Here is a 17,957-nt window from a genome sequence, read left to right on the forward strand (position 1 = left end):
GCGCGGTCGGACCCCCACGGCCCGGCGCGTTCCGGAGAGAACCATGAATCACCGCAGCATCGCGGGTGCGCTGCTCGCCGGCACGGCGGCCCTGGCCGTCACCACCGGTGGCGGCGTGCCCGCCGCCGCCCATCCCTTCGGGCCGCCCACGACGGCCCAGGTCGCCGTGGACGGTTCCCGGGTCGACCTGTCCTGGCAGCCCGCCGAGGACGACTGGGTCGCGCTCGGCCAGTCGCTCGGCGCGTTCGAGGACCCCACCACCGGCCCGGTCGCCACCCAGGTGACCGGCGAGCAGAAGCTCCGCGACTCCACCGCCGTCCAGGACTACCTGCGCGAGCGGATCACCGTCAGCCAGCAGGGTCGACCCTGCCATGGGCAACTCCAGCCGCTGGACGCCCTGCTCGCCCAGGGCGCCCGGTTGCGCTTCGACTGTCCGGCCCCGGTCACCGCGCTCGACATCACGGTGACCGCGCTGACCGACCTCAACCAGGCGTACCGCACGGTGCTGCGCGCCGAGTCGGCGACACCGGCCGAGGCGCTGTTCACCGCCACCGACGGCACCCACCGGGTGGACTTCACCCGCTCGGGCGGCCGATCCGCCCCGGCCGCCGCGCTGGCCGTCGGCGTGGTCGCCGCCGGTGGGCTCGGTGCGCTGCTCGTTGCCCTGACCCGACGACGTAACCGGAGTACGGCATGAACGACCTCAACGGGCTCGACGAGCGCCTGATCGCCCTGTTCGACAACGCGGCCCTGTTCTGGGTCGCACTCGTCGTGGCGGTCGGTGTCGGCGCCGCGCACGCGGTGGCACCCGGGCACGGCAAGAGCATCACCGCCGCGTACCTGGTCGGTACGCACGGCCGCTACCGGGACGCGCTCCGGCTCGGCGTCATCGTCGCGGTGATGCACACCTTCTCCGTCCTGGTGCTGGCGCTGGTCTGGACGGGATTGAGCGGCGTGGCCGACCTCGGCACCAGGACGATCACCGCCGTGCTCCAGGTGGTGGCCGGGATCGTGGTGATCGGTGTCGGCGCGTACCTGATCCGACGTCATCTCACCAAGCGGGGCCACCACCACCATCACCACCACGGCGGCGACGGCCACCACCATCACCACCACGGCGACGACGGCCACCACCATCACCACCACGGCGACGACGGCCACCACCATCACCACGACGTCCCGGTCGACCCGTGGTCCCGGCGCGGGCTGATCGCGCTCGGGCTCTCCGGTGGGCTGCTGCCCTCGCCGTCGGCGTTCCTGATCCTGGTCAGCGGTCTGCTGACCGGCCGCTCCCTGGGCGCGGTGGTGATCGTGCTCGGGTTCGGCGTCGGGATGGCGCTGACGCTGACCGGCGTCGGCGTGCTCACCATCCGGGGGCAGGCGCTGCTCGCCGGGCGAGCCGGCCGAGGTGCGCTGGTGGCCGGTCTGGCGGCCTGGATGCCGGCGATCGCCGGTGCGGCGGTCTGCCTCGGGGGATGCCTCTACGTGGCCGCGGCCGTCTCGGCTCTAGCCGCCTGACCGTCCGTCGAAAAAGGACTGACGGGGCGGGTACGTGCGATTACCGTCGGCCGGGTGACCCGACACCTGCTCGTGCCCGGACGAGGAACGCCGCGCCCCGAGCACTGGATGAACTGGCTCGCCGGCCGGCACCCGGACTACCGATGGGCACCCGAGCCGCCCGGCCCGCCGCTCGTCCTGCGGGACCGGGTGGCGGCGCTGCACGAGGCCGTACACGCCTCGACCGAGCCGGCCGTGCTCGTCGCGCACAGCGCCGGATGCGTCAGCACCGTCGTGTGGGCGGCCGCGCACACCGGTCCGGTCGTCGGCGCCCTGCTGGTCACCCCGCCGGTCATCGACGGGTACGAGCCGGACGAGCCGGGGGACCTGCCCTGGATCGTGCCCCGCACCCCGTTGCCGTTCCCGACGGTCCTGGTCGCCAGCCGGACCGACCCGTACACCACCTTCGCCCAGTTCACCGAGTACGCCGAGGACTGGGGAGCGGAGCTGGTGGACGCGGGCGAGGTCGGACACCTCGACAGCGCGGCCGGGTTCGGCCCCTGGCCCGAGGGGGAGCGGCTGATCGCCCGCCTCAGCTGAGCGGGGCTGCGCATCCATCGCGCCCGGTCGATAATGCGATGGTGGTGAGAGTGGGATGGGTACTGGTCGCCGTCCTCCTGTCTGTGGTGGCCTGCGACGGCACGCCCGCGCCGAACCCGTCGGGCTCCCCGCCCGGGCAGTCCGGCAGTGCGGCGACGGCGACGGACTTCGCCGCTCCGCCGCTCCGGCTACCCACCGTGGCACCCGGGGACGCCTGCCCGGTCACCGAGCCGCAGCCCTGGCCCCACCCCGGCCAGGCGAGCCGGGTGCTCGGCCCCGGGCCGCTCTATCCGGTCGCCGACTACTTCCGGGACGGGGTGCTGGAGTTGCGGGCCATGGACCGGCAACAGGACGGCACGTACACGAAGAAGGTCCGGTGGATCGGCTCCGGCTATGCCGGGCCGGTGATGGTGCGGGCGGCCCGGATCGACGGGCCCGGCCCGGCCGGTGCGGAGTTCGCCTACCTCGGGGAGCCGCGCGACGGCGGGCACCACGCCCTGCTGGTCCGTCCGGAGAACGACCTGCCCGCGACCACCACTGTCGGCGGGCCGGGGTGCTACGCGTACCAGGTCGACGGCACCACGTTCAGCGTCACGGTGGTGTTCCGCGCCGCCCTGGAGACGACTGGCTGATCAGTTCGGCGCGGTGGCGACCTCCGACACGTCGAGGTAGCGCACGCCGGTCGCCTCCTCGGAGACCTGCCAGAGCCGTACGGCCAGGGCCCGGTCGTCGGCGGGTGCGACGACCTGGCGGCTGTGCACCCGGTTGCCCCACCGCAACAGCGGCGGGCCGTGGAAGACGCCGGTCTCGGCGGTCGAGGCGGTGGCGGCGTAGAGCAGCGGGACGGTGCCGCTCTCGGAGCTGCGGGCGAGCAGCAGACCGCCGATCCGGGTCACCGCCCATTCCCCGGCGTTGTCGTACCGGCGATTCAGCGGGGTGCGGGCCATGCCGGGGTGGGCGAGGAGGCTGCGGACCGGGCTGCCGGCACGGCGCAGTCGGCGGTCCAGTTCGACGCCGAACAGGGCGTTGGCCTGCTTCGACCGGATGTACGGGACGGGCTCGGTGGCCGCCGGATCACCGGCCAGGTTGTCCAGGTCGGGTGCGCCGCGCAGCAGTCGATAGAAGCCGGAGCCGACGGTGACCACCCTCGGGTCCCGATCGGGTCGGAAGAGGTCCAGCAGCAGGCCGGTCAGGGCGAAGTGGCCGAGGTGGTTGGTGGCGAACACGCTCTCGTACCCCTGGGCGGACCGCTCGTGTCCCGACTTGGCGATCCCGGCGTTGTTGAGCAGCAGGTCGACCTGTCGGCCCTCGGCACGTAACTCGGCGGCGAACTCGCGGACCGAGTCGAGGTCGGCCAGGTCGAGTCGGCGTACCACCAGGTCACCGGCGATGCCGGCGCGGGCCTGCTCGGCCTTGACCGGGTCGCGTACGGCCATGACGACCGTCGCGCCCCGGGCGGCGAGCTGCCCGGCGGCGACCAGGCCGAGACCACTGCTGGCCCCGGTGACGACTGCCGTACGGCCGCGCTGGTCGGGGATGTCGTCGAACGTCCAGGAAACGGGCATGAGGCACCTCCGGTCGGCCGCAGCGGATGAACTATCCGCTGCGGTGGTGTCGACCGTAGCACGGAGCGGATAAGTAATCCGCTGGTGTGCGGATGGATTATCCTCGTGCTGTGTCCACCGACCCGCCGACGAACGCCGAGCCCCTGCGTGCGGACTCGGCCCGGGTGCGCGCCCGGATGCTGCGCGCAGCCCGGGAACGGCTGGCCGCCGGTGACGTCGAGTTGCCGATGAACGCCATCGCCAAGGCGGCCGGGGTCGGTGTCGGCACCGTCTATCGGCACTTCCCCAGTCGGCAGGCCCTGCTGGAGGCGCTGGCCGCCGACCGGTTCACCCAACTCGTCGACGCGGCCGAACAGGCCGCCGCCGGGCCGGACGTCACCGCCGAGATGGCCCGGCTGCTCCGGGTCGCACTCGATCATCAGCTCGGTGACCCGGCGCTCGCCGCCGTCCTGGCCGAGCCCGAGGCCGCCCGCCCGGAGACCAGGGAACTGGGCCGGGCGCTGACCGCAGCGGTGGACCGGCTGCTGCACCGCGCCCGCGCCGTCGGTGCCATCCGCCCGGAGATCACCGCCGACGACCTGCGGGCGCTGTTCTGCGGCCTCCAGCACGCGGTCACGGTGAGCGGCGACACCGACCGGGACCGGTACGTCGAGATCCTGCTCCGGGGACTACGCGCCTGACGGGACGGCGGCGCGGGCCGTCGGCGGGTCGGCGAGGAAGGACTCGACGGCGGCGACGAAGACATCGGGTGCCTGCGCGTGGACGTGGTGGCCGGTCGGGACGGTCACCAGACGCCCGGCGGGGAAGCTGTCGGCCATCCGGGCCATCGGCTCCTGGGGCAGATAGCTGCTCGGCCCACCGGCCACCACCAGCGTGGGCACCGAGAGGCTGGCCAACGCCGACCAGCGGGCCGGGTCGGGAGCGTTCAACTCCGCCAGCACCGAGGGGCGTACCTCCCGGTCGTAGTACGGCGCGCTGTCCGGCAGGTCGGTGGGAACGATGATCCCGAGTGGCACCGGCGGCGGGCACTCCTCAAGCACCAGGGCGGTCACCCGCTCCGGATCCCGCTCGGCGGCCAGCAGTGCCACGGCGGCACCCAGCGAATGCCCGACCAGGACCACCCGTTCCAGGGCCAGCCGGTCGAGCAGTGCTAGCAGGCCGTCGCGCAGCACCGTGAGGGAATACGGTCCGACCCGGTCGCTGCGACCCATCCCCCGCAGATCCGGCAGGTGGACGGTGCGGTGCCGTGCGAACGTCGGTGCCAGCGCGTCCCAGGTGGTTCCGTCGCCCCCGCCGCCGTGCACCAGCACCATCGGCGGCGCGGCCTCCGTGCCCGGCCCGCCCTCGATGCTGCGGTACGCCAGCCGACCCCACCCCATGTTCACCGACCGGTACGCCAGCATGGCGGAAGCCTACGGCGGCGTCCCCGGGTCCGCTGTCCCTGCGGAGGCCGTGCCGCAGCGCTTGGAGGAAACCCTCTTCCGCCCCGATCGCCGGACCGCCACGGGTGCCGGTGCGGTCCGCAGTCCGGCTGGTTGGACGAAGATGGCCCGGCGGTCGACCGCATCTCCTCGCCCGTTGAGCTGGTAGCCCTCCAACCAGATCCACCCGTCGTACGTGGTCCAGTCCAGGACCCGGATCACGCGGAACAGGATCGGCTGTCGGAACTGCACGCTGGCCTCACGCCCCACGCGGAGCAGATCACCGGGGCAGGGTGTGGTCAGGTCAGCCATCCGAGGAACCTCCGGCGGAGGCTTTCCGTGGGCACCCAGCTCAGATCCTCGGCGGCTGACAGCATGTACGAACCCAGGTAAAGGGTCAGGCAGGTGCGTGCTGCGCCGTACTCGTCGACCAGCTCCGTTCGGCTGATAGCGCACGGCCAGGGTGCATCGCAGCGGAGACAGACCCAGGTCGGCCGAACCGGTAGGTGCTCCGTCATCGCACACCCCAGTGGCCCCGGTTGATCGGCACCCGGTGCCGGGCTCGACACGGCAGGCTCGATCCGCAGCGGCACACCATTCGCCACTTCCGCCACGACCACACCGGCCGATGCCGCTGCGCCAGCGTCAGCGCGGTGAGCAGCACGTACTTCTCGTAACTGACCATCGGACACCCCTTCGCCAACCTACGTTACTGGGTGCGCTGGGTGTACCGACGATACCCCGTGTCGCCTGATGAATCTCCCTGCGTGTTCTCTTGACGCAGGGAGGGCAACGCATGGCTGTGCCGCTGTATCAACAGATCGCCGACGACATCACGCGGCAGATCGAGTCCGGCGTGCTGAAGCCGGGGGACAAGCTGCCCAGCACGAAGAAGCTCTGCGATCAGTACGAGGTCAGCGAGACGGTCATCCGGTTCACGATGATCCAGCTCAAGGCGCGCGGCCTGGTGTACGGCCAGCCCGGCCGAGGCGTGTACGTAACCCGGCGAGATTGATCTGCGGATAGCAGGCGAGATTGAGTAGAGGGTGACCATGATGACCCCGGACCTCACTAACGCGGTGTGGCGGAAGTCCACACGGAGCGACAACAACGGCGGCGCGTGCGTCGAGGTGGCGGACAACCTCCCGGCCGTGGTCGCTGTCCGCGACAGCAAGGACCGGCAGGGCCCGGTGCTGTCCTTCACGACCAGGCAGTGGATCGGCTTCGTCCAGGGCGTCAAGGACGGGACGCTCGACGCCTGAGCGTCCACCGTCAGCGGTCGTTTCGCGGGCAACCGGGGCGGCACATTGGCGTGCTTTCATTGGCCCATGGCGAACCCGGTGATTCTCTCCGTCGACGACGACCCGGCGGTCTCGCGGGCCGTCGCCCGGGACCTGCGGCGTCGCTACGGCGACCGGTACCGGGTGGTGCGTGCCAGTTCCGGCCCCGAGGCGCTGGAGGCGCTGCGGGAGATCAAACTGCGCGGTGAGCAGGTGGCCCTGCTGCTGGCCGACTACCGGATGCCGGAGATGACCGGGATCGAGTTCCTGGAAGCCGCGATGGACCTGTTCCCGGCGGCCCGCCGGGTGCTGCTGACCGCGTACGCGGACACCGGCGCGGCGATCGACGCGATCAACCTGGTCGACCTCGACCACTACCTGCTCAAGCCCTGGCACCCGCCGGAGGAGAAGCTCTATCCGGTGGTCGACTCGCTCCTGGACGCCTGGTCGGCCAGCCCGATCGCGGCGGCCACCGAGATCCGGGTGGTCGGGCACCGGTGGTCCGCCGAGTCCTTCGCGATCCGTGACTTCCTCGCCCGCAACCTGGTGCCGTACCGCTGGCTGCTGGTCGACGACCCCGAGGGGGCGCGGCTGCTCGCGGCGGCGGGGGTGACCGAGGCGGACGTCCCGCTGGTGGTCACCGGCGACGGCAAGACGCTGGTGGCTCCGGCGGAGGCGGAGTTGGCCGGGCTGATCGGCCTGAACGTCACCCCGACGGCGGACTTCTACGACCTGATCGTGGTCGGTGGCGGCCCGGCCGGGCTGGGTGCGGCGGTGTACGGCGCCTCCGAGGGGCTGCGGACGGTGTTGGTGGAGCGGCTGGCCACCGGTGGGCAGGCCGGGCAGAGCAGCCGGATCGAGAACTACCTCGGCTTCCCCGACGGCGTCTCCGGCGCGCAGCTCACCGACCGGGCCCGCCGGCAGGCGCTGAAGTTCGGCGCCGAGCTGCTCAGCACCCGCGAGGTGGTCGGCCTGGACGAGGCCGGCTCGGCCCGGGTACTGCGGTTCAGCGACGGCCAGAGCCTGGCCGCGCACTCGGTGGTGCTGGCCACCGGAGTGTCGTACCGGATGCTGGCGGCACCCGGCCTGGACGACTTCACCGGCCGGGGGGTCTTCTACGGCTCGGCCGCCAGCGAGGCGCCGAGCTGCGTCGGCGCGGACGTCTACATCGTCGGCGGGGCCAACTCCGCGGGCCAGGCGGCGGTCTACTTCTCCCGGTACGCGCAGCGGGTGCACCTGCTGATCCGGGGTGCCGACCTGACCGCCTCGATGTCGCAGTACCTGATCGAGCAACTCGGCCGCATCGAGCAGGTGATCGTGCACCCGCACACCGAGGTGGCCGCCGCCGCCGGAGACGAACACCTGCAACGACTGACGCTGCGCGACACCCGCACCGGCGAGCAGCGGGACGTGGACACCTCCTGGCTGTTCGTGTTCATCGGCGCGGAACCGCGTACCGGTTGGCTGGACGGCACGGTGGTCCGCGACCAGCGGGGCTTCGTGGTCACCGGGCCGGACCTGGTCACCGGCGGACGCCGGCCGCCCGGCTGGTCGCTGCCGCGCGACCCGTACCACCTGGAGGCGAGCCTGCCGGGCGTCTTCGCCGCCGGTGACGTCCGCGCCGCGTCGGTGAAGCGGGTGGCCTCGGCGGTCGGCGAGGGCGCGATGGCGGTATCCCTGGTGCACCGTTACCTGGAGGCGCAATGACCACCGACGGACCGACAGCCGGAGCGGAGCCGCAGCGGTTGACCGAGGACGAGCTGCGGACGCTGTTCCTGTTCGAGTCGCTGGACGCCGAGCAGTTGGCGTTCCTGGCCAGTCAGGGGCGGGTCGAGCGGCGGGCCGGCGGTGAGCTGGTCTATGGGGAGAGCGACCCGGCGGAGTGCTTCTTCGTCCTGCTCGACGGCACGGTACGCCTCTGCCGCACCGTGCACGGCGACGAGGTGGAGATCAGCCGCACCTCGCAGCGCGGCGCGTACGGCGGTGCCACCCAGGCGTACGTGGGCGACGCCCGGCAGTATCGCAACAGCATGTGGGCGCTGACCGACGCGGAGTTCTTCGTGCTCCCGGCGGAGCAGTTCGCGCACGCGGTGCGGTCCTGGTTCCCGATGGCGATGCACCTGTTGGATGGCATGTTCATCGGCATGCGGGACACCCAGACGCTGGTCGGCGAGCGGGAACGGCTGCTCGCCCTGGGCTCGCTGTCGGCCGGGCTGACCCACGAGCTGAACAATCCGGCGAGCGCGGCGGTGCGCGCCACCTCAAGCCTGCGCGAGCGGATCGCCGCGATGCGGCACAAACTGGCGTTGATCGCCGACGGTCGGATCGACGGCCGACGGCTGCACGCCCTCGTCGGCCTCCAGGAGGAGGCGGTCGAACGGGTGGCGAAGGCCGCGCCGCTCTCCGCCCTGGCCGCCAGCGACGCCGAGGACGCGCTGACCGACTGGTTCGACGAGCAGGGCTTCACCTCCGGCTGGCAGCTGGCGGAGACGCTGGTCAGTGCCGGGCTGGACGTCGACTGGCTGGAGCGGGTCCGGGTGGCGGTCGGGCCGGAGGACGTCGAGGCGGCGGTGCGCTGGCTGACCTACGCCGTGGAGACCGAGCTGCTGATGGCGGAGATCGCCGACGCGGCCATCCGGATCTCCACGCTGGTCGGGGCCGCCAAGCAGTACTCGCAGCTCGACCGGGCGCCGTACCAGGTGGTGGACGTGCACGAACTGCTCGACGCCACGCTGGTGATGTTCAAGGCGAAGGTCCCGACCGGGGTGCGGGTGGTCCGGGAGTACGACCGGAGCCTGCCGGCCATTCCCGCGTACGCGGCCGAGCTGAACCAGGTGTGGAGCAACCTGATCGACAACGCCCTCGGCGCGATGCGCGACAGCGGCACCCTGACCGTCCGCACCGGCCTGGTCAACGACCAGTTGGCCGTCGACATCGTGGACACCGGACCGGGTATCGCGGCGGAGATCCGGCCGCGCATCTTCGAGCCGTTCTTCACCACGAAGCCGGTCGGCGAGGGCACCGGGCTGGGGCTGGACATCTCGTACCGGATCGTGGTCAACAAGCACCACGGCGACATCCGGGTGACGAGCACGCCGGGGAACACGCAGTTCCGGGTACTTCTGCCGACCGACCTGGAGGCATCGCCGACCGGCTGACCCGGCGTCGCGCCGAGGCGGACGCCGGGTGGCCGGTCAGCCGACGGTGGCCTTGCGGCCCTCGGCCCGGCCCTCTTCGCGGGCGCTGGCGAGCATCTGCGCGAGTCGCTGTCGGCGGCGCCGACGGACGATGACCACGACGACCACGAGCGCGACGACCACCAGCAGGAGCACGAGCTGCGCCCAGGGGACGCTCCACGTGGTGACGCTGGTCGAGGCGGGACGGATCACCGCGTCGGTCGCGTCGCCGCCGAGCACGGCGGGGGTGAGGTCGACGGTGGTCCGCATCCGGCCCAACCCCCACACGCCGTCGACGCGGGCCTCGAACGTCTTCTGGCCGCCCGGCAGGATCTCGTCGACCTCGGTCGGGGTCTGCCGCCCGGTCAGGCCGAACAGTTCGCGGACGGTCACGTCGCCGCCGCCGGTCACCGCGACGTTGCCGTTGTTGGTGGCGGTGTAGCTGACCTGGACCGTGCCGCCGGAGAACGGGTTCCACGAGGGCGTGTAGGTGGCGGTGAGCCCGCCGACCGCCAGGCTGGCGGTGATCGTGCCGCTGGCGCGCATCATCACCCGGAAGCCGACCCGGCTCTCCACGGCGACCGTGCCGCCGGTGCTGGTGACGGTCGCCGCGATGCCCGCCGGGTGGTCGCCCGGGGTGGCGTTCTCCGGCACGGTGATGGTGAACGGCACCACCTTCGTCTGCTTGGCGCCGACGGTGACCTGCTCCTGCACCTCGATCCAGGTGCCGCCGTCCACCGACGTCTCGTTCGAGGGCAGCATGTTGAAGCGGCCCTTGTCGGTGAGGTAGCCGTCGGCTGCCTTGAGGGAGAAGACCACGGAGGAGTCGCTGAAGTTGCGGACCGCCAGGTGTTCGGTCATGACCTGACCGGGGTCGAGGGTGTGCTCGATCCACCGCCGCCCGTCCGGGCCGTTGCGGTCGGCCGGCTGCACCGCCCAGGTGACGGTCGGGGTGGTCGGCTCCGCCATCGCACCGGCCGGCGCGATCGGCGTGGCGACGAGCACCACGGCCAGCACGGCGAGCAGCCGCGACAGCGCTCGCGGCGGCGAGGTTCGGAACATGGCGGGATCCTTCGGCGGTAGGGGTGCGGCCGGGGGAGCCGCCCGAGACGGCTCCCCCGGCCAGGGCACTACTCGAACAGGGAGAGGGTCAGCGTCGAGGTGTACGACCCGGCGGCGACGTCGGCCGGGGTACGCAGGAACAGTCCGGCGTTGACGGAGTACGCGTCACCGGCGACCGCGCCCGAGTCGAACGTGGAGACCAGCAGCTCCTGGTCGGTGAGACCGACGTTGTTGCCCGGCTGGGTCGGCTCGTCCAGCACGGTGACGACCTCTTCACCCTCGCTGACCAGGCCGCTGTCGCCGCCGTCGATCAGGCGCGGCTTCCAGCCCAGGTGCCCTGCGCTGATCGGGTCCTGGCCGCTGCTGCCGACGAAGTTGGTCGCGCTGCCCAGTACCGCCCAGGCGGAGCCCTCGGGCACCTCGTCGGCGGTCCGGGTGTCGGTGACGGTGACCGTCGGCAGGGTGCCGGTGAACTGACGGACCAGCAGGGTCGAGCCGTCCTCGGACAGCGCCACCGAGTTGCCGGCGACGGAGAGGGCGAGCACGCCCGGTTCCTTGACCTCTTCGATGTCGACGGTGACGCGGACGTCGGTGCTGTCCACCGGCTCGGCCAGCGCCGGCGACGCCAGCGCCACCGACCCGGCCAGCAGCGCACCGGCGGCAGCCGCCGCGATCAGGCGCTTGTGGTTCCTTGTGTGCATTCGATGCTCCGTTTGGCGCTTATGTCTTTCGAACGGGGGATGGTGCGGTGGCGGCACCCGTGGGCACCGCCACCGCGAGTGAACTAACCGCAGGTGAGAGCGGGGAACGGCGCCTCGACCTGGGTGGTGACGGGCTGGCCGTTGACGGTACCGGTGACCTTGACCGTCGACGTACCGGCCGCCACCGTCTTGGCCCGGGTGTTGAACGCCTGGAAGGCGGTCTTGCCCGGAGCCACATCGGTGACCTTGCGCGAGCCGTACGGGGTGACCAGCTCGATGGTGAGCGCGACGTCGTCGGCGTTCTGGGCGCTGACCGAGACGTACGCGTTGGTGCCGACGCACTGGCTGCGGGCCTGCACCGTGACGTCCCACTCCGGGTCGCCCTGCCCGACGGTCGAACGCGGCGTGGTGTCCGCGGTGACCGGCGAGTTGGCGGCGAGGTAGTTCGTCAGCATGGTGAGGTCGTTGTCGCCGGTGGTGACCCGGTCGGTGCCCCCACCGAGGGTGGTGAAGTTGTCCCCACCGGAGGCGAGGAACGAGTTCACCGTGACCCGGTAGGTGCCGGCCGGGTCGATCGGCGCGCCGTCGAGCTGCATCGAGGTGATCCGCGAGCCCTGCGCGGCGGTCGGGTCGTAGGTGTAGCTGAAGCCCTTCGACACGCCCAGCCAGAGCACCGGACGGGACGCGCCCGCCGGCTGCCACTGCTGCTCCAGCACCTGCTTGATCTCGGCACCGGTGTAGGACTTGGTGACCACGTCGTTGGAGAACGGCTGGACCGAGAAGGCGTCGGCGTAGCTCACCGTGCCGTCGGTCCGGTACAGCAGGTCGGCCCGCAGACCACCCGGGTTCATGAACGCGATCTGCGCCCCGCCCCGGCCGGCGTCGGCGGTGCCGGCGAGCTGCACGTCGGCGATGAAGTTGCCCAGCGCCGACTCCTTGCCCCGGTCCTCGTTGCCGTCGGTGTAGGCCCGCCGAATGTCGGCGGTGATCTCACCGAGCTTGCGCTGACCCAGCTCCTGGGCCTTCACCTTGGCGGCGGCCACGATGTCGGCCACCGCCGGGTCCTGCGGCGCACCGACCACGTCGACGAGCGAGGCGTCGGCGGCGGTGACCGACTTCGACTGCGGGTCGAAGGTCAGCGTGACCTTGCCCAGTCGCTTGCCGTAGTCCTCGGCCTGGACCACCGGACGCAGCTTGTCGGTGCCCGGGACCGGGACCTCGAAGGCGTACGGCTGGTGGGTGTGGCCGCTGAAGATGGCGTCGATGGTGGCGTCGACCCGGGTGAACTTGCCGAAGACCGGGTCGTTCGCCAGGGCCTCGGGGGAGTCGATGTTCTCCGTGGCGGCACCCTCGTGCGCGAGTAGCACCACCACGTCGGCCTCGCCGTTGTCCGGGTTGCCGTCCTTGAGCTGGGCGGCGACCAGGTTGGCCTCGGCCACCGGGTCACGGAAGGTCAGGCCGGCGATGCCGTCCGGGCTGACCAGCGACGCGGTCTGCTCGGTGACCACGCCGACGAAGCCGACCTTGACCCCGCCGATGGTGCTGACCGAGTACGCCGGCAGCGCCCGGGTGTCGCCCCGGTACACGTTGGCGCCCAGGATCGGGAAGTCGGCCCGCTCCATCACCCGGTCGGTCAGGTCGGCCATGCCCTGGTCGAACTCGTGGTTACCCACCGCCGACACGGTCAGACCGGCCTGGTTGAGGAAGTCGATCGTCGGGTTGTCGTCGTCGATCGCCGAGATGAAGGTCGACGCGCCGATGTTGTCACCGGCGGAGACGAACGCGGTGTTCGGGTTCTGCGCCCGGAGCTGGTTGACCAGACCGGCGAGCTGGGCGGCACCGCCGACCGGCTGACCGTTCACGGTGGCCGGGGACTCCAGCCGACCGTGGAAGTCGTTGATGGTCAGCAGTTGCAGGTCCACCGGGCTGGCCCCGGTGTTGAGCCCGACGATCAGCGGGTTGTGGTCGCTGGCCCGGTACGGGTCCGGCGCGAAGAACGAGGCCAGGCCGTCGTACTGGAAGGCGTACGACTCGACCGCGTTGGTCTGCCAGACGTCCACGCCGGTCACCCGGTCCGCCAGCGACGGCGAGGCCAGGGCGTGGTCCAGCGAGCCGGACTCGCCACCGAAGACGTAGCTCGTCTTACCGGTGTCGTTCAGGTTGGCGTACTGCTTGTCGTAGAGGACCTGCATCGGGTCCTCGTGGGTGTACGCGTTGAAGTCGCCGAGCAGCAGCACGCTGTCGGTGCCGCTGTCGGTCTTCACCCGGTCGACGAAGGTGGCCAGTGCCGTGGCCTGCCGGATCCGGTCGCCGTTCCAGCCGCCCTGACCGTCCCCGGAGTCGGCGTTGTCACCGCTGCCGGCGCCGCTCTTGGACTTGAAGTGGTTGACGACCACGGTGAAGTCGAGCGGACCGGCGGTGAAGGTCTGCGCCAGCGGCTCGCGGGCGTTGAACCAGACCGACTCGTCGTTCACCGAACGCGACGGCCCCTTGGGCTGGGTCTTGGCCGGCTTGAAGATGATCGCGGTGGTGATGACGTCCTGCTGGGCGGCGCCCGGCAGCTCGGTCGGGGTGCGGACGTAGTCCCAGGTGCCCGCGCCGTCCTCGGTGTTCAGGGCGGCGACCAGGCGCTTGAGCGCCTGCTGCGGGTCGTTGGCGTTGAACCGGACCGAGTTCTCGATCTCCTGCAACGCGACCACGTCGGCGTCCAGCGCGCTGATCGCCGAGACGATCTTCGCCTCCTGCTTGACCAGTGCCGCCTCGTTCGCGGCACCGCGTGCGTCTCCGCCGAAGTGGACGAAGTAGTTCAGCACGTTGAAGCTGGCCACCCGCAGGTCACCGCCGACGTTGACCGGAGCGGCGGTACGCGGGTTGGTGGACTTGAAGGTGGTCCGGGCGGCCGGCGGGGTGTCGGCGTCGACCGGACGGGTCGGCTGGAGACGCCACTCGTTGAAGGCGTACGACAGCACCGACGGACCGAACGCCTCGACCGAGTCACCGACCCGCAGCGGGGCGGCCGGGGAGACGTACGGCGGGAGCAGCCCGGCGTTGGCCAGGTTGGTGGTCTTGCCGTCGTCGACCAGCAGTCGGCGCGCCTTGTTGTCGGCGGCGAGCTGGCGGGCCGCCTCCGAGCCGGGGCGGGCCTTGTCGGTGGGGGTGGCGGCGGGCTTGTCACCGGCGGTGAGGACGACCTCGCCGAACCGGTTGGTGTTGTAGACCTCCGAGACGGCGTACGAGCCGACCGGGGCGACCAGCATCGACTCGACCGACTCGCGGGCGTCGTCGCTCAGCGGCAGCTCGACCGGGACCGGGGCGGGCAGCGGTGCGCCCTGCTCGCAGACCTGGACGTCGCTCTTGGCGCCGATGGTGAGCTGGGTGAGGCCGTTGAACTCGCTCGCAGTGCCGCTGACCCGGACCCGGTCGCCGATCGCGACCGACGGGTGGTTGGCGGTGTTCGTGGTCAGGTAGACGAAGACCGCGTCCGAGGCGGTCCCGGCGGCGACGGTGCGCTCCCCGCCGCTGCCCGCCGTCTGCACGTACACGCCGTTGTAGCCACCGGTGCGGTGGTCGGCGGTGACGATGCCCTCGACGGTGACCCGGGTGCCGGCCAACGGCGTGGCGTTGCCGGTGCCCTGGACCTCGGCGATGGTGCGGTCGACCGTGATGGTGCAGCCCAGCGGCGGATCCGGGTCCGGATCGGGGCCCGGGCCGGAGTCGCTGTTGCGCACCCCGAAGCTGTTCGGCGCCGGGGGCCGCCAGGTGCCGTCGATCTTCTGGAGGGAGTGGCCGACCGGGGTGGACCCGGTCTCCTCCACCCCGATGTCGACGCCGGTCCGGCCGTTCGCCGGGCCGCCGACCGCGGTGAAGGTGCCCTCGTAGGTGATGAACTCGGCCACCCCGCCGTCGGGCTTGACCAGCGCGACGCCGTCGGGCGCGCCGTTCTGGATGCCGTCGGCCGGGTACGACGCGACGACGACACCCGCCGCCGGGACCGCACCACTGAGCGTCCTGGTGTTGTACGGCGCCCCGTTGGCGCCGTTGTAGAGGACGATCTGCCAACCGCTCAGGTCGAAGCCGACCGGCGCCTCGATCTCGATCGCCTCGCCGACGTCCGCGCCGACGTTGTCGTAGTGGATCTCACTGATGAACGGCGTCGTGGGCACCGGGTCGGCGAACGCGGCGGTGCCACTGGAGAGGGTGAGCGCGGCGGCGGTGACCAGTACGCCCGGGATTGTGAGTAGTCGTGTACTTCTTTTTCGCTGCATGTGCGCGGCCTCCGAGGGTTAGACCTCGGGAGGATAAGCGCCGTCGGTGTCCGTGCGGGAGCCACCAGATGTACTAAAGCAGGGGAAAGTCGGTGGCGTGGACCACCGTCCTGGCCTGCCGGATCGCCGGTTCCGCGCCGTCGCGAGCCGTCCGGGGCCCGGCGAGGGCGCGTCTCGTTGAGTCGTCGCTCAGCCGCCCCGGGCCACCGGCCCGATGAGCTGCCCCTCGGTGCCGGTCATGCTGAGCATCACCCACTGCACCTTGCCCTTGGTGATCAGGCCGACCATCTCCGGGTGCAGTTGGGTGAACCAGCCCTGCACGCTGACCAGACCGAGGGCGGTGGCGGCGGTCGCGGCCTCGGCCTCGGTGAGCCGCTGGAGCACCACGATGTCGCTGCGGACCAGCACCTCGACGTCCCAACCGGCCAGCTCGTCGCGGACCACGAGGGTGGCCCGCCAGGGTGCGCTGAGGTTGGTGTCCGGGCCGGTGACCGGACCGGTGTCGATCACCACGAGTTGCGGTTCGGTGGGGGTGGCGGGCACCGGCGGGGCCACTCCCGGTGGAAGGAACGAGGCGATCTCCCGGCCGATCACACAGCGCCGCAGGAAGGCGTCCCACTCCTGCTCGCGAGCGGTCTGGATGAACAGCCGGGCACCGAGCGCGAGGGAGCGGAAGGCGAGTAGTTCGGCGGCGCGTACCCCGCCGGTCAGCATCAGCCGGGTCGGTTCGGCCCGGAACACCCGCAACCCCACCGGCTCCTGCTGCCGGTTGCGCCCGACCACCAGCCCGCCGCCCCCGGCGACCAGGTGCAGGCCGGCGACGGCGGCCTCGTCGGTGACGTGCAGCCCCATCCGGCTGCCGGGGAACGCGACGCCGTTCACCTGAGGAAGCCTCCCAACGGCAGGGTGGCGGCCACGCCGTACGCGTGCTCGCCGTCGAGTCGTTGCAGGCGGCCACCGTGACCACGGACCGCCTCCTCCAGGGCCCGGTCGGCGGCGGCGAGCGCGTCGGCGTCCGCGCCGATCAGCCGGAACGCCACCTCCACCACGGCGTCGGCGGCACCGGTGCGACCGGTCTCCCGGGCCACCGCGATGGACACCACGCCGGCCGCCGCGGGCAACCCGCGCAGCAGCGGATCGACCTCCCACGACCGACGCGGCCAGTCGAGCAGCCGGTGGCAGCTCTGCGGGACGCCCTGCGCCGACCAGTGCCGCCAGCCCTCCCGGGCCAGCGGCCGGTCACCACCGGCCGGCCCGTCGGTGAGATGGGTGAGGCCGGCGACGGCGGCCAGCACCTCGTCCCGGTTGAGGAGCCGGGCGGACACCCGGTCCTGGCGCAACTGCCGCCGGGTGCGGCGGATCGCCGCGGTCAGCGCCGGGCGCAGGTCGCGGTCGGCATGGAAGTCGGGGGTACGCGGCGCCTGGAGCACCACCCACGCCTGCCGGCTCGCCGGCACCTCCCCGCCGGTCAGTTCGCGGTACGCCCGGTCCACCGCTGCGGAGCGGGCCCGAGGTGCCGGGGTGACCTGGATCAACACCTGCACCGCCACGGCCGGAGTGTCCGGGTCGGCGGCCGGCAACAGCGACACCGGCGACGGCAGGGCCTGCGGCGCGCCCATCAGCAGGGCGCCCTCGGTCGGGTCCACCTCCAGCACGGCACTCAGACCGCCCCGGTGGGTCAGCAGCACGGCCGGCTGGTCGTCGATCTCGACCTGGTCGAGCTCGACGCTGCCCTCCAGATTGGTCAGCAGTTGCCAGGCCGCGTCCGTGCCGGTGGCGGTGAGCTGCCGACGTCGACCCCGGTAGCCCCACCAGACGGCCAGCCACTGATAGAGCCACCGGCCCCGGTGCCGCAGCAGGGTCGGCGAGAGCAGCAGCACCACACCGGTGGCCACCGCGATGGTCAACGGCAGTCCGTGCGCGCTCGCGGCCAGCACCCCGGCAGCACCCGCCTGCCAGGCCACGAGTTGGGCGACGTGGATCCCGCCGACCCGCAGCGGACGCCGGTGCGGGCGTACCACCGGGATCGACGCCGCGTCGGGCGAGGTCGCCGCCGTGTCGACGCCCTCCGGTCGGGCCGCCACGTCGGGCTGGGCCGGAGGCGCCGGTCTCTGCTCCACCGCCGGCTCGGCGGCCGGAACGGCTGCGGCCAGCGCGGCGGCCTGGCTGGTGTACGCGGTCCCGACGGTCGCCCGTCCCTGCGTACGCTGAGCGGCCCACGCCTGCCCCGGCCCGGCCCCGCCGAGCGTCGGTGCCGGCGTGGCGGCCTGCTGCGGCGGTGCCGTGCGCTGCTGCGGCGGTGCCGTGGCCCCCGGGTGTTGCTGCCAACCCGGTTCGCCCGGCCGCGCCGCACCCGGATGCGTCACCGCACGTCCCTCCCTGACCGGCCC

General features: G+C 72.1%; 18 protein-coding genes. 9 read left to right on the forward strand and 9 right to left on the reverse strand.

The features are described 5' to 3' along the window. The first annotated feature begins 43 nt into the window (after positions 1–43). Genes ABT008_RS25375 through ABT008_RS25390 form a run of 4 tightly spaced genes read left to right on the forward strand, consistent with a single transcriptional unit; the run spans position 44 to position 2,729 of the window. On the forward strand, positions 44–697 hold the full coding sequence (locus ABT008_RS25375) for a hypothetical protein (RefSeq protein ID WP_350699084.1): 654 nt from the start codon (positions 44–46) through the stop codon (positions 695–697). After that, positions 694–1,518: a hypothetical protein gene (locus ABT008_RS25380; protein ID WP_350699086.1), complete on the forward strand. Its 825-nt coding sequence runs from the start codon at positions 694–696 to the stop codon at positions 1,516–1,518. The genes ABT008_RS25375 and ABT008_RS25380 overlap by 4 nt, the downstream gene beginning before the upstream one ends. A 54-nt stretch (positions 1,519–1,572) precedes the next feature. Continuing rightward, positions 1,573–2,097, forward strand: a complete 525-nt coding sequence (locus ABT008_RS25385) for an RBBP9/YdeN family alpha/beta hydrolase (RefSeq protein ID WP_350699087.1) — start codon at positions 1,573–1,575, stop codon at positions 2,095–2,097. A 50-nt stretch (positions 2,098–2,147) separates the two neighbouring features. Further along, positions 2,148–2,729: a hypothetical protein gene (locus tag ABT008_RS25390; RefSeq protein WP_350699089.1), complete on the forward strand. Its 582-nt coding sequence runs from the start codon at positions 2,148–2,150 to the stop codon at positions 2,727–2,729. Here the strand turns inward: ABT008_RS25390 and ABT008_RS25395 are convergent, their stop codons facing one another. Next, a complete protein-coding gene (locus tag ABT008_RS25395) occupies positions 2,730–3,662 on the reverse strand; it encodes an SDR family NAD(P)-dependent oxidoreductase (protein ID WP_350699091.1) in 933 nt (310 codons plus the stop codon). It abuts the gene before it with no gap. Positions 3,663–3,772: 110 nt separating this feature from the next. Between ABT008_RS25395 and ABT008_RS25400 the strand changes: the two genes are divergently transcribed. Then, a complete protein-coding gene (locus ABT008_RS25400) occupies positions 3,773–4,342 on the forward strand; it encodes a TetR/AcrR family transcriptional regulator (protein ID WP_350699093.1) in 570 nt (189 codons plus the stop codon). On the opposite strand, the gene ABT008_RS25405 is transcribed toward ABT008_RS25400, so the two are convergent. The 3 genes from ABT008_RS25405 to ABT008_RS25415 form a co-directional block, all read right to left on the reverse strand. Further along, on the reverse strand, positions 4,331–5,065 hold the full coding sequence (locus tag ABT008_RS25405; protein ID WP_350699095.1) for an alpha/beta fold hydrolase: 735 nt from the start codon (positions 5,063–5,065) through the stop codon (positions 4,331–4,333). The genes ABT008_RS25400 and ABT008_RS25405 overlap by 12 nt on opposite strands. 9 nt (positions 5,066–5,074) lie before the next feature. Beyond that, positions 5,075–5,395 carry a hypothetical protein gene (locus ABT008_RS25410; RefSeq protein ID WP_350699097.1) on the reverse strand — a complete coding sequence of 107 codons (321 nt, stop codon included), beginning with the start codon at positions 5,393–5,395 and terminating at the stop codon, positions 5,075–5,077. Positions 5,396–5,597: 202 nt separating this feature from the next. After that, entirely contained in the window at positions 5,598–5,768 is a 171-nt protein-coding gene (locus ABT008_RS25415; RefSeq protein ID WP_350699099.1) for a hypothetical protein, read from the reverse strand. Positions 5,769–5,879: 111 nt separating this feature from the next. On the opposite strand from ABT008_RS25415, the gene ABT008_RS25420 reads away from it, so the two are divergent. The 4 genes from ABT008_RS25420 to ABT008_RS25435 all read left to right on the forward strand — a co-directional run bounded on the left by ABT008_RS25420 (position 5,880) and on the right by ABT008_RS25435 (position 9,521). Beyond that, entirely contained in the window at positions 5,880–6,098 is a 219-nt protein-coding gene (locus ABT008_RS25420; RefSeq protein WP_350699101.1) for a winged helix-turn-helix domain-containing protein, read from the forward strand. 40 nt (positions 6,099–6,138) lie between these two features. Beyond that, the gene (locus tag ABT008_RS25425; protein ID WP_350699103.1) at positions 6,139–6,345 is read left to right on the forward strand and encodes a DUF397 domain-containing protein; all 207 of its coding nucleotides are present in this window, start codon (positions 6,139–6,141) and stop codon (positions 6,343–6,345) included. 66 nt (positions 6,346–6,411) lie between these two features. Further along, positions 6,412–8,070, forward strand: coding sequence for an NAD(P)/FAD-dependent oxidoreductase (locus ABT008_RS25430; RefSeq protein WP_350699105.1), 1,659 nt, complete (start codon positions 6,412–6,414; stop codon positions 8,068–8,070). Further along, entirely contained in the window at positions 8,067–9,521 is a 1,455-nt protein-coding gene (locus ABT008_RS25435; RefSeq protein ID WP_350699107.1) for an ATP-binding protein, read from the forward strand. Before ABT008_RS25430 ends, ABT008_RS25435 begins: the two co-directional genes overlap by 4 nt. 36 nt (positions 9,522–9,557) lie before the next feature. On the opposite strand, the gene ABT008_RS25440 is transcribed toward ABT008_RS25435, so the two are convergent. The 5 genes from ABT008_RS25440 to eccE all read right to left on the reverse strand — a co-directional run bounded on the left by ABT008_RS25440 (position 9,558) and on the right by eccE (position 17,933). Continuing rightward, the gene (locus ABT008_RS25440) at positions 9,558–10,601 is read right to left on the reverse strand and encodes a WxL protein peptidoglycan domain-containing protein (RefSeq protein ID WP_350699109.1); all 1,044 of its coding nucleotides are present in this window, start codon (positions 10,599–10,601) and stop codon (positions 9,558–9,560) included. A gap of 68 nt (positions 10,602–10,669) precedes the next feature. Then, on the reverse strand, positions 10,670–11,302 hold the full coding sequence (locus ABT008_RS25445; RefSeq protein ID WP_350699110.1) for a hypothetical protein: 633 nt from the start codon (positions 11,300–11,302) through the stop codon (positions 10,670–10,672). 83 nt (positions 11,303–11,385) lie between these two features. Further along, positions 11,386–15,567 carry an ExeM/NucH family extracellular endonuclease gene (locus ABT008_RS25450; protein ID WP_350699112.1) on the reverse strand — a complete coding sequence of 1,394 codons (4,182 nt, stop codon included), beginning with the start codon at positions 15,565–15,567 and terminating at the stop codon, positions 11,386–11,388. Positions 15,568–15,756: 189 nt separating this feature from the next. Further along, the gene (locus ABT008_RS25455; RefSeq protein ID WP_350699114.1) at positions 15,757–16,449 is read right to left on the reverse strand and encodes a hypothetical protein; all 693 of its coding nucleotides are present in this window, start codon (positions 16,447–16,449) and stop codon (positions 15,757–15,759) included. Next, entirely contained in the window at positions 16,446–17,933 is a 1,488-nt protein-coding gene (gene eccE, locus ABT008_RS25460) for a type VII secretion protein EccE (RefSeq protein ID WP_350699116.1), read from the reverse strand. The genes ABT008_RS25455 and eccE overlap by 4 nt, the downstream gene beginning before the upstream one ends. Positions 17,934–17,957: the final 24 nt, after the last annotated feature.

The sequence above is a fragment of the Micromonospora sp. NPDC002389 genome (assembly GCF_040296095.1).
In the GTDB taxonomy this organism is placed as follows: Bacteria; Actinomycetota; Actinomycetes; order Mycobacteriales; family Micromonosporaceae; genus Micromonospora.

Excerpts from the sequence above, each read along its gene's own strand:
- ABT008_RS25415 (WP_350699099.1), bottom strand. The coding sequence starts at position 5,768 with ATGGTCAGTTACGAGAAGTACGTGCTGCTCACCGCGCTGACGCTGGCG.
- ABT008_RS25380 (WP_350699086.1), top strand. The coding sequence starts at position 694 with ATGAACGACCTCAACGGGCTCGACGAGCGCCTGATCGCCCTGTTCGAC.
- ABT008_RS25440 (WP_350699109.1), bottom strand. The coding sequence starts at position 10,601 with ATGTTCCGAACCTCGCCGCCGCGAGCGCTGTCGCGGCTGCTCGCCGTG.
- ABT008_RS25450 (WP_350699112.1), bottom strand. The coding sequence starts at position 15,567 with ATGCAGCGAAAAAGAAGTACACGACTACTCACAATCCCGGGCGTACTG.
- ABT008_RS25430 (WP_350699105.1), top strand. The coding sequence starts at position 6,412 with ATGGCGAACCCGGTGATTCTCTCCGTCGACGACGACCCGGCGGTCTCG.
- ABT008_RS25375 (WP_350699084.1), top strand. The coding sequence starts at position 44 with ATGAATCACCGCAGCATCGCGGGTGCGCTGCTCGCCGGCACGGCGGCC.
- ABT008_RS25425 (WP_350699103.1), top strand. The coding sequence starts at position 6,139 with ATGACCCCGGACCTCACTAACGCGGTGTGGCGGAAGTCCACACGGAGC.
- ABT008_RS25410 (WP_350699097.1), bottom strand. The coding sequence starts at position 5,395 with ATGGCTGACCTGACCACACCCTGCCCCGGTGATCTGCTCCGCGTGGGG.
- ABT008_RS25435 (WP_350699107.1), top strand. The coding sequence starts at position 8,067 with ATGACCACCGACGGACCGACAGCCGGAGCGGAGCCGCAGCGGTTGACC.
- ABT008_RS25395 (WP_350699091.1), bottom strand. The coding sequence starts at position 3,662 with ATGCCCGTTTCCTGGACGTTCGACGACATCCCCGACCAGCGCGGCCGT.
- ABT008_RS25445 (WP_350699110.1), bottom strand. The coding sequence starts at position 11,302 with ATGCACACAAGGAACCACAAGCGCCTGATCGCGGCGGCTGCCGCCGGT.
- ABT008_RS25420 (WP_350699101.1), top strand. The coding sequence starts at position 5,880 with ATGGCTGTGCCGCTGTATCAACAGATCGCCGACGACATCACGCGGCAG.
- ABT008_RS25405 (WP_350699095.1), bottom strand. The coding sequence starts at position 5,065 with ATGCTGGCGTACCGGTCGGTGAACATGGGGTGGGGTCGGCTGGCGTAC.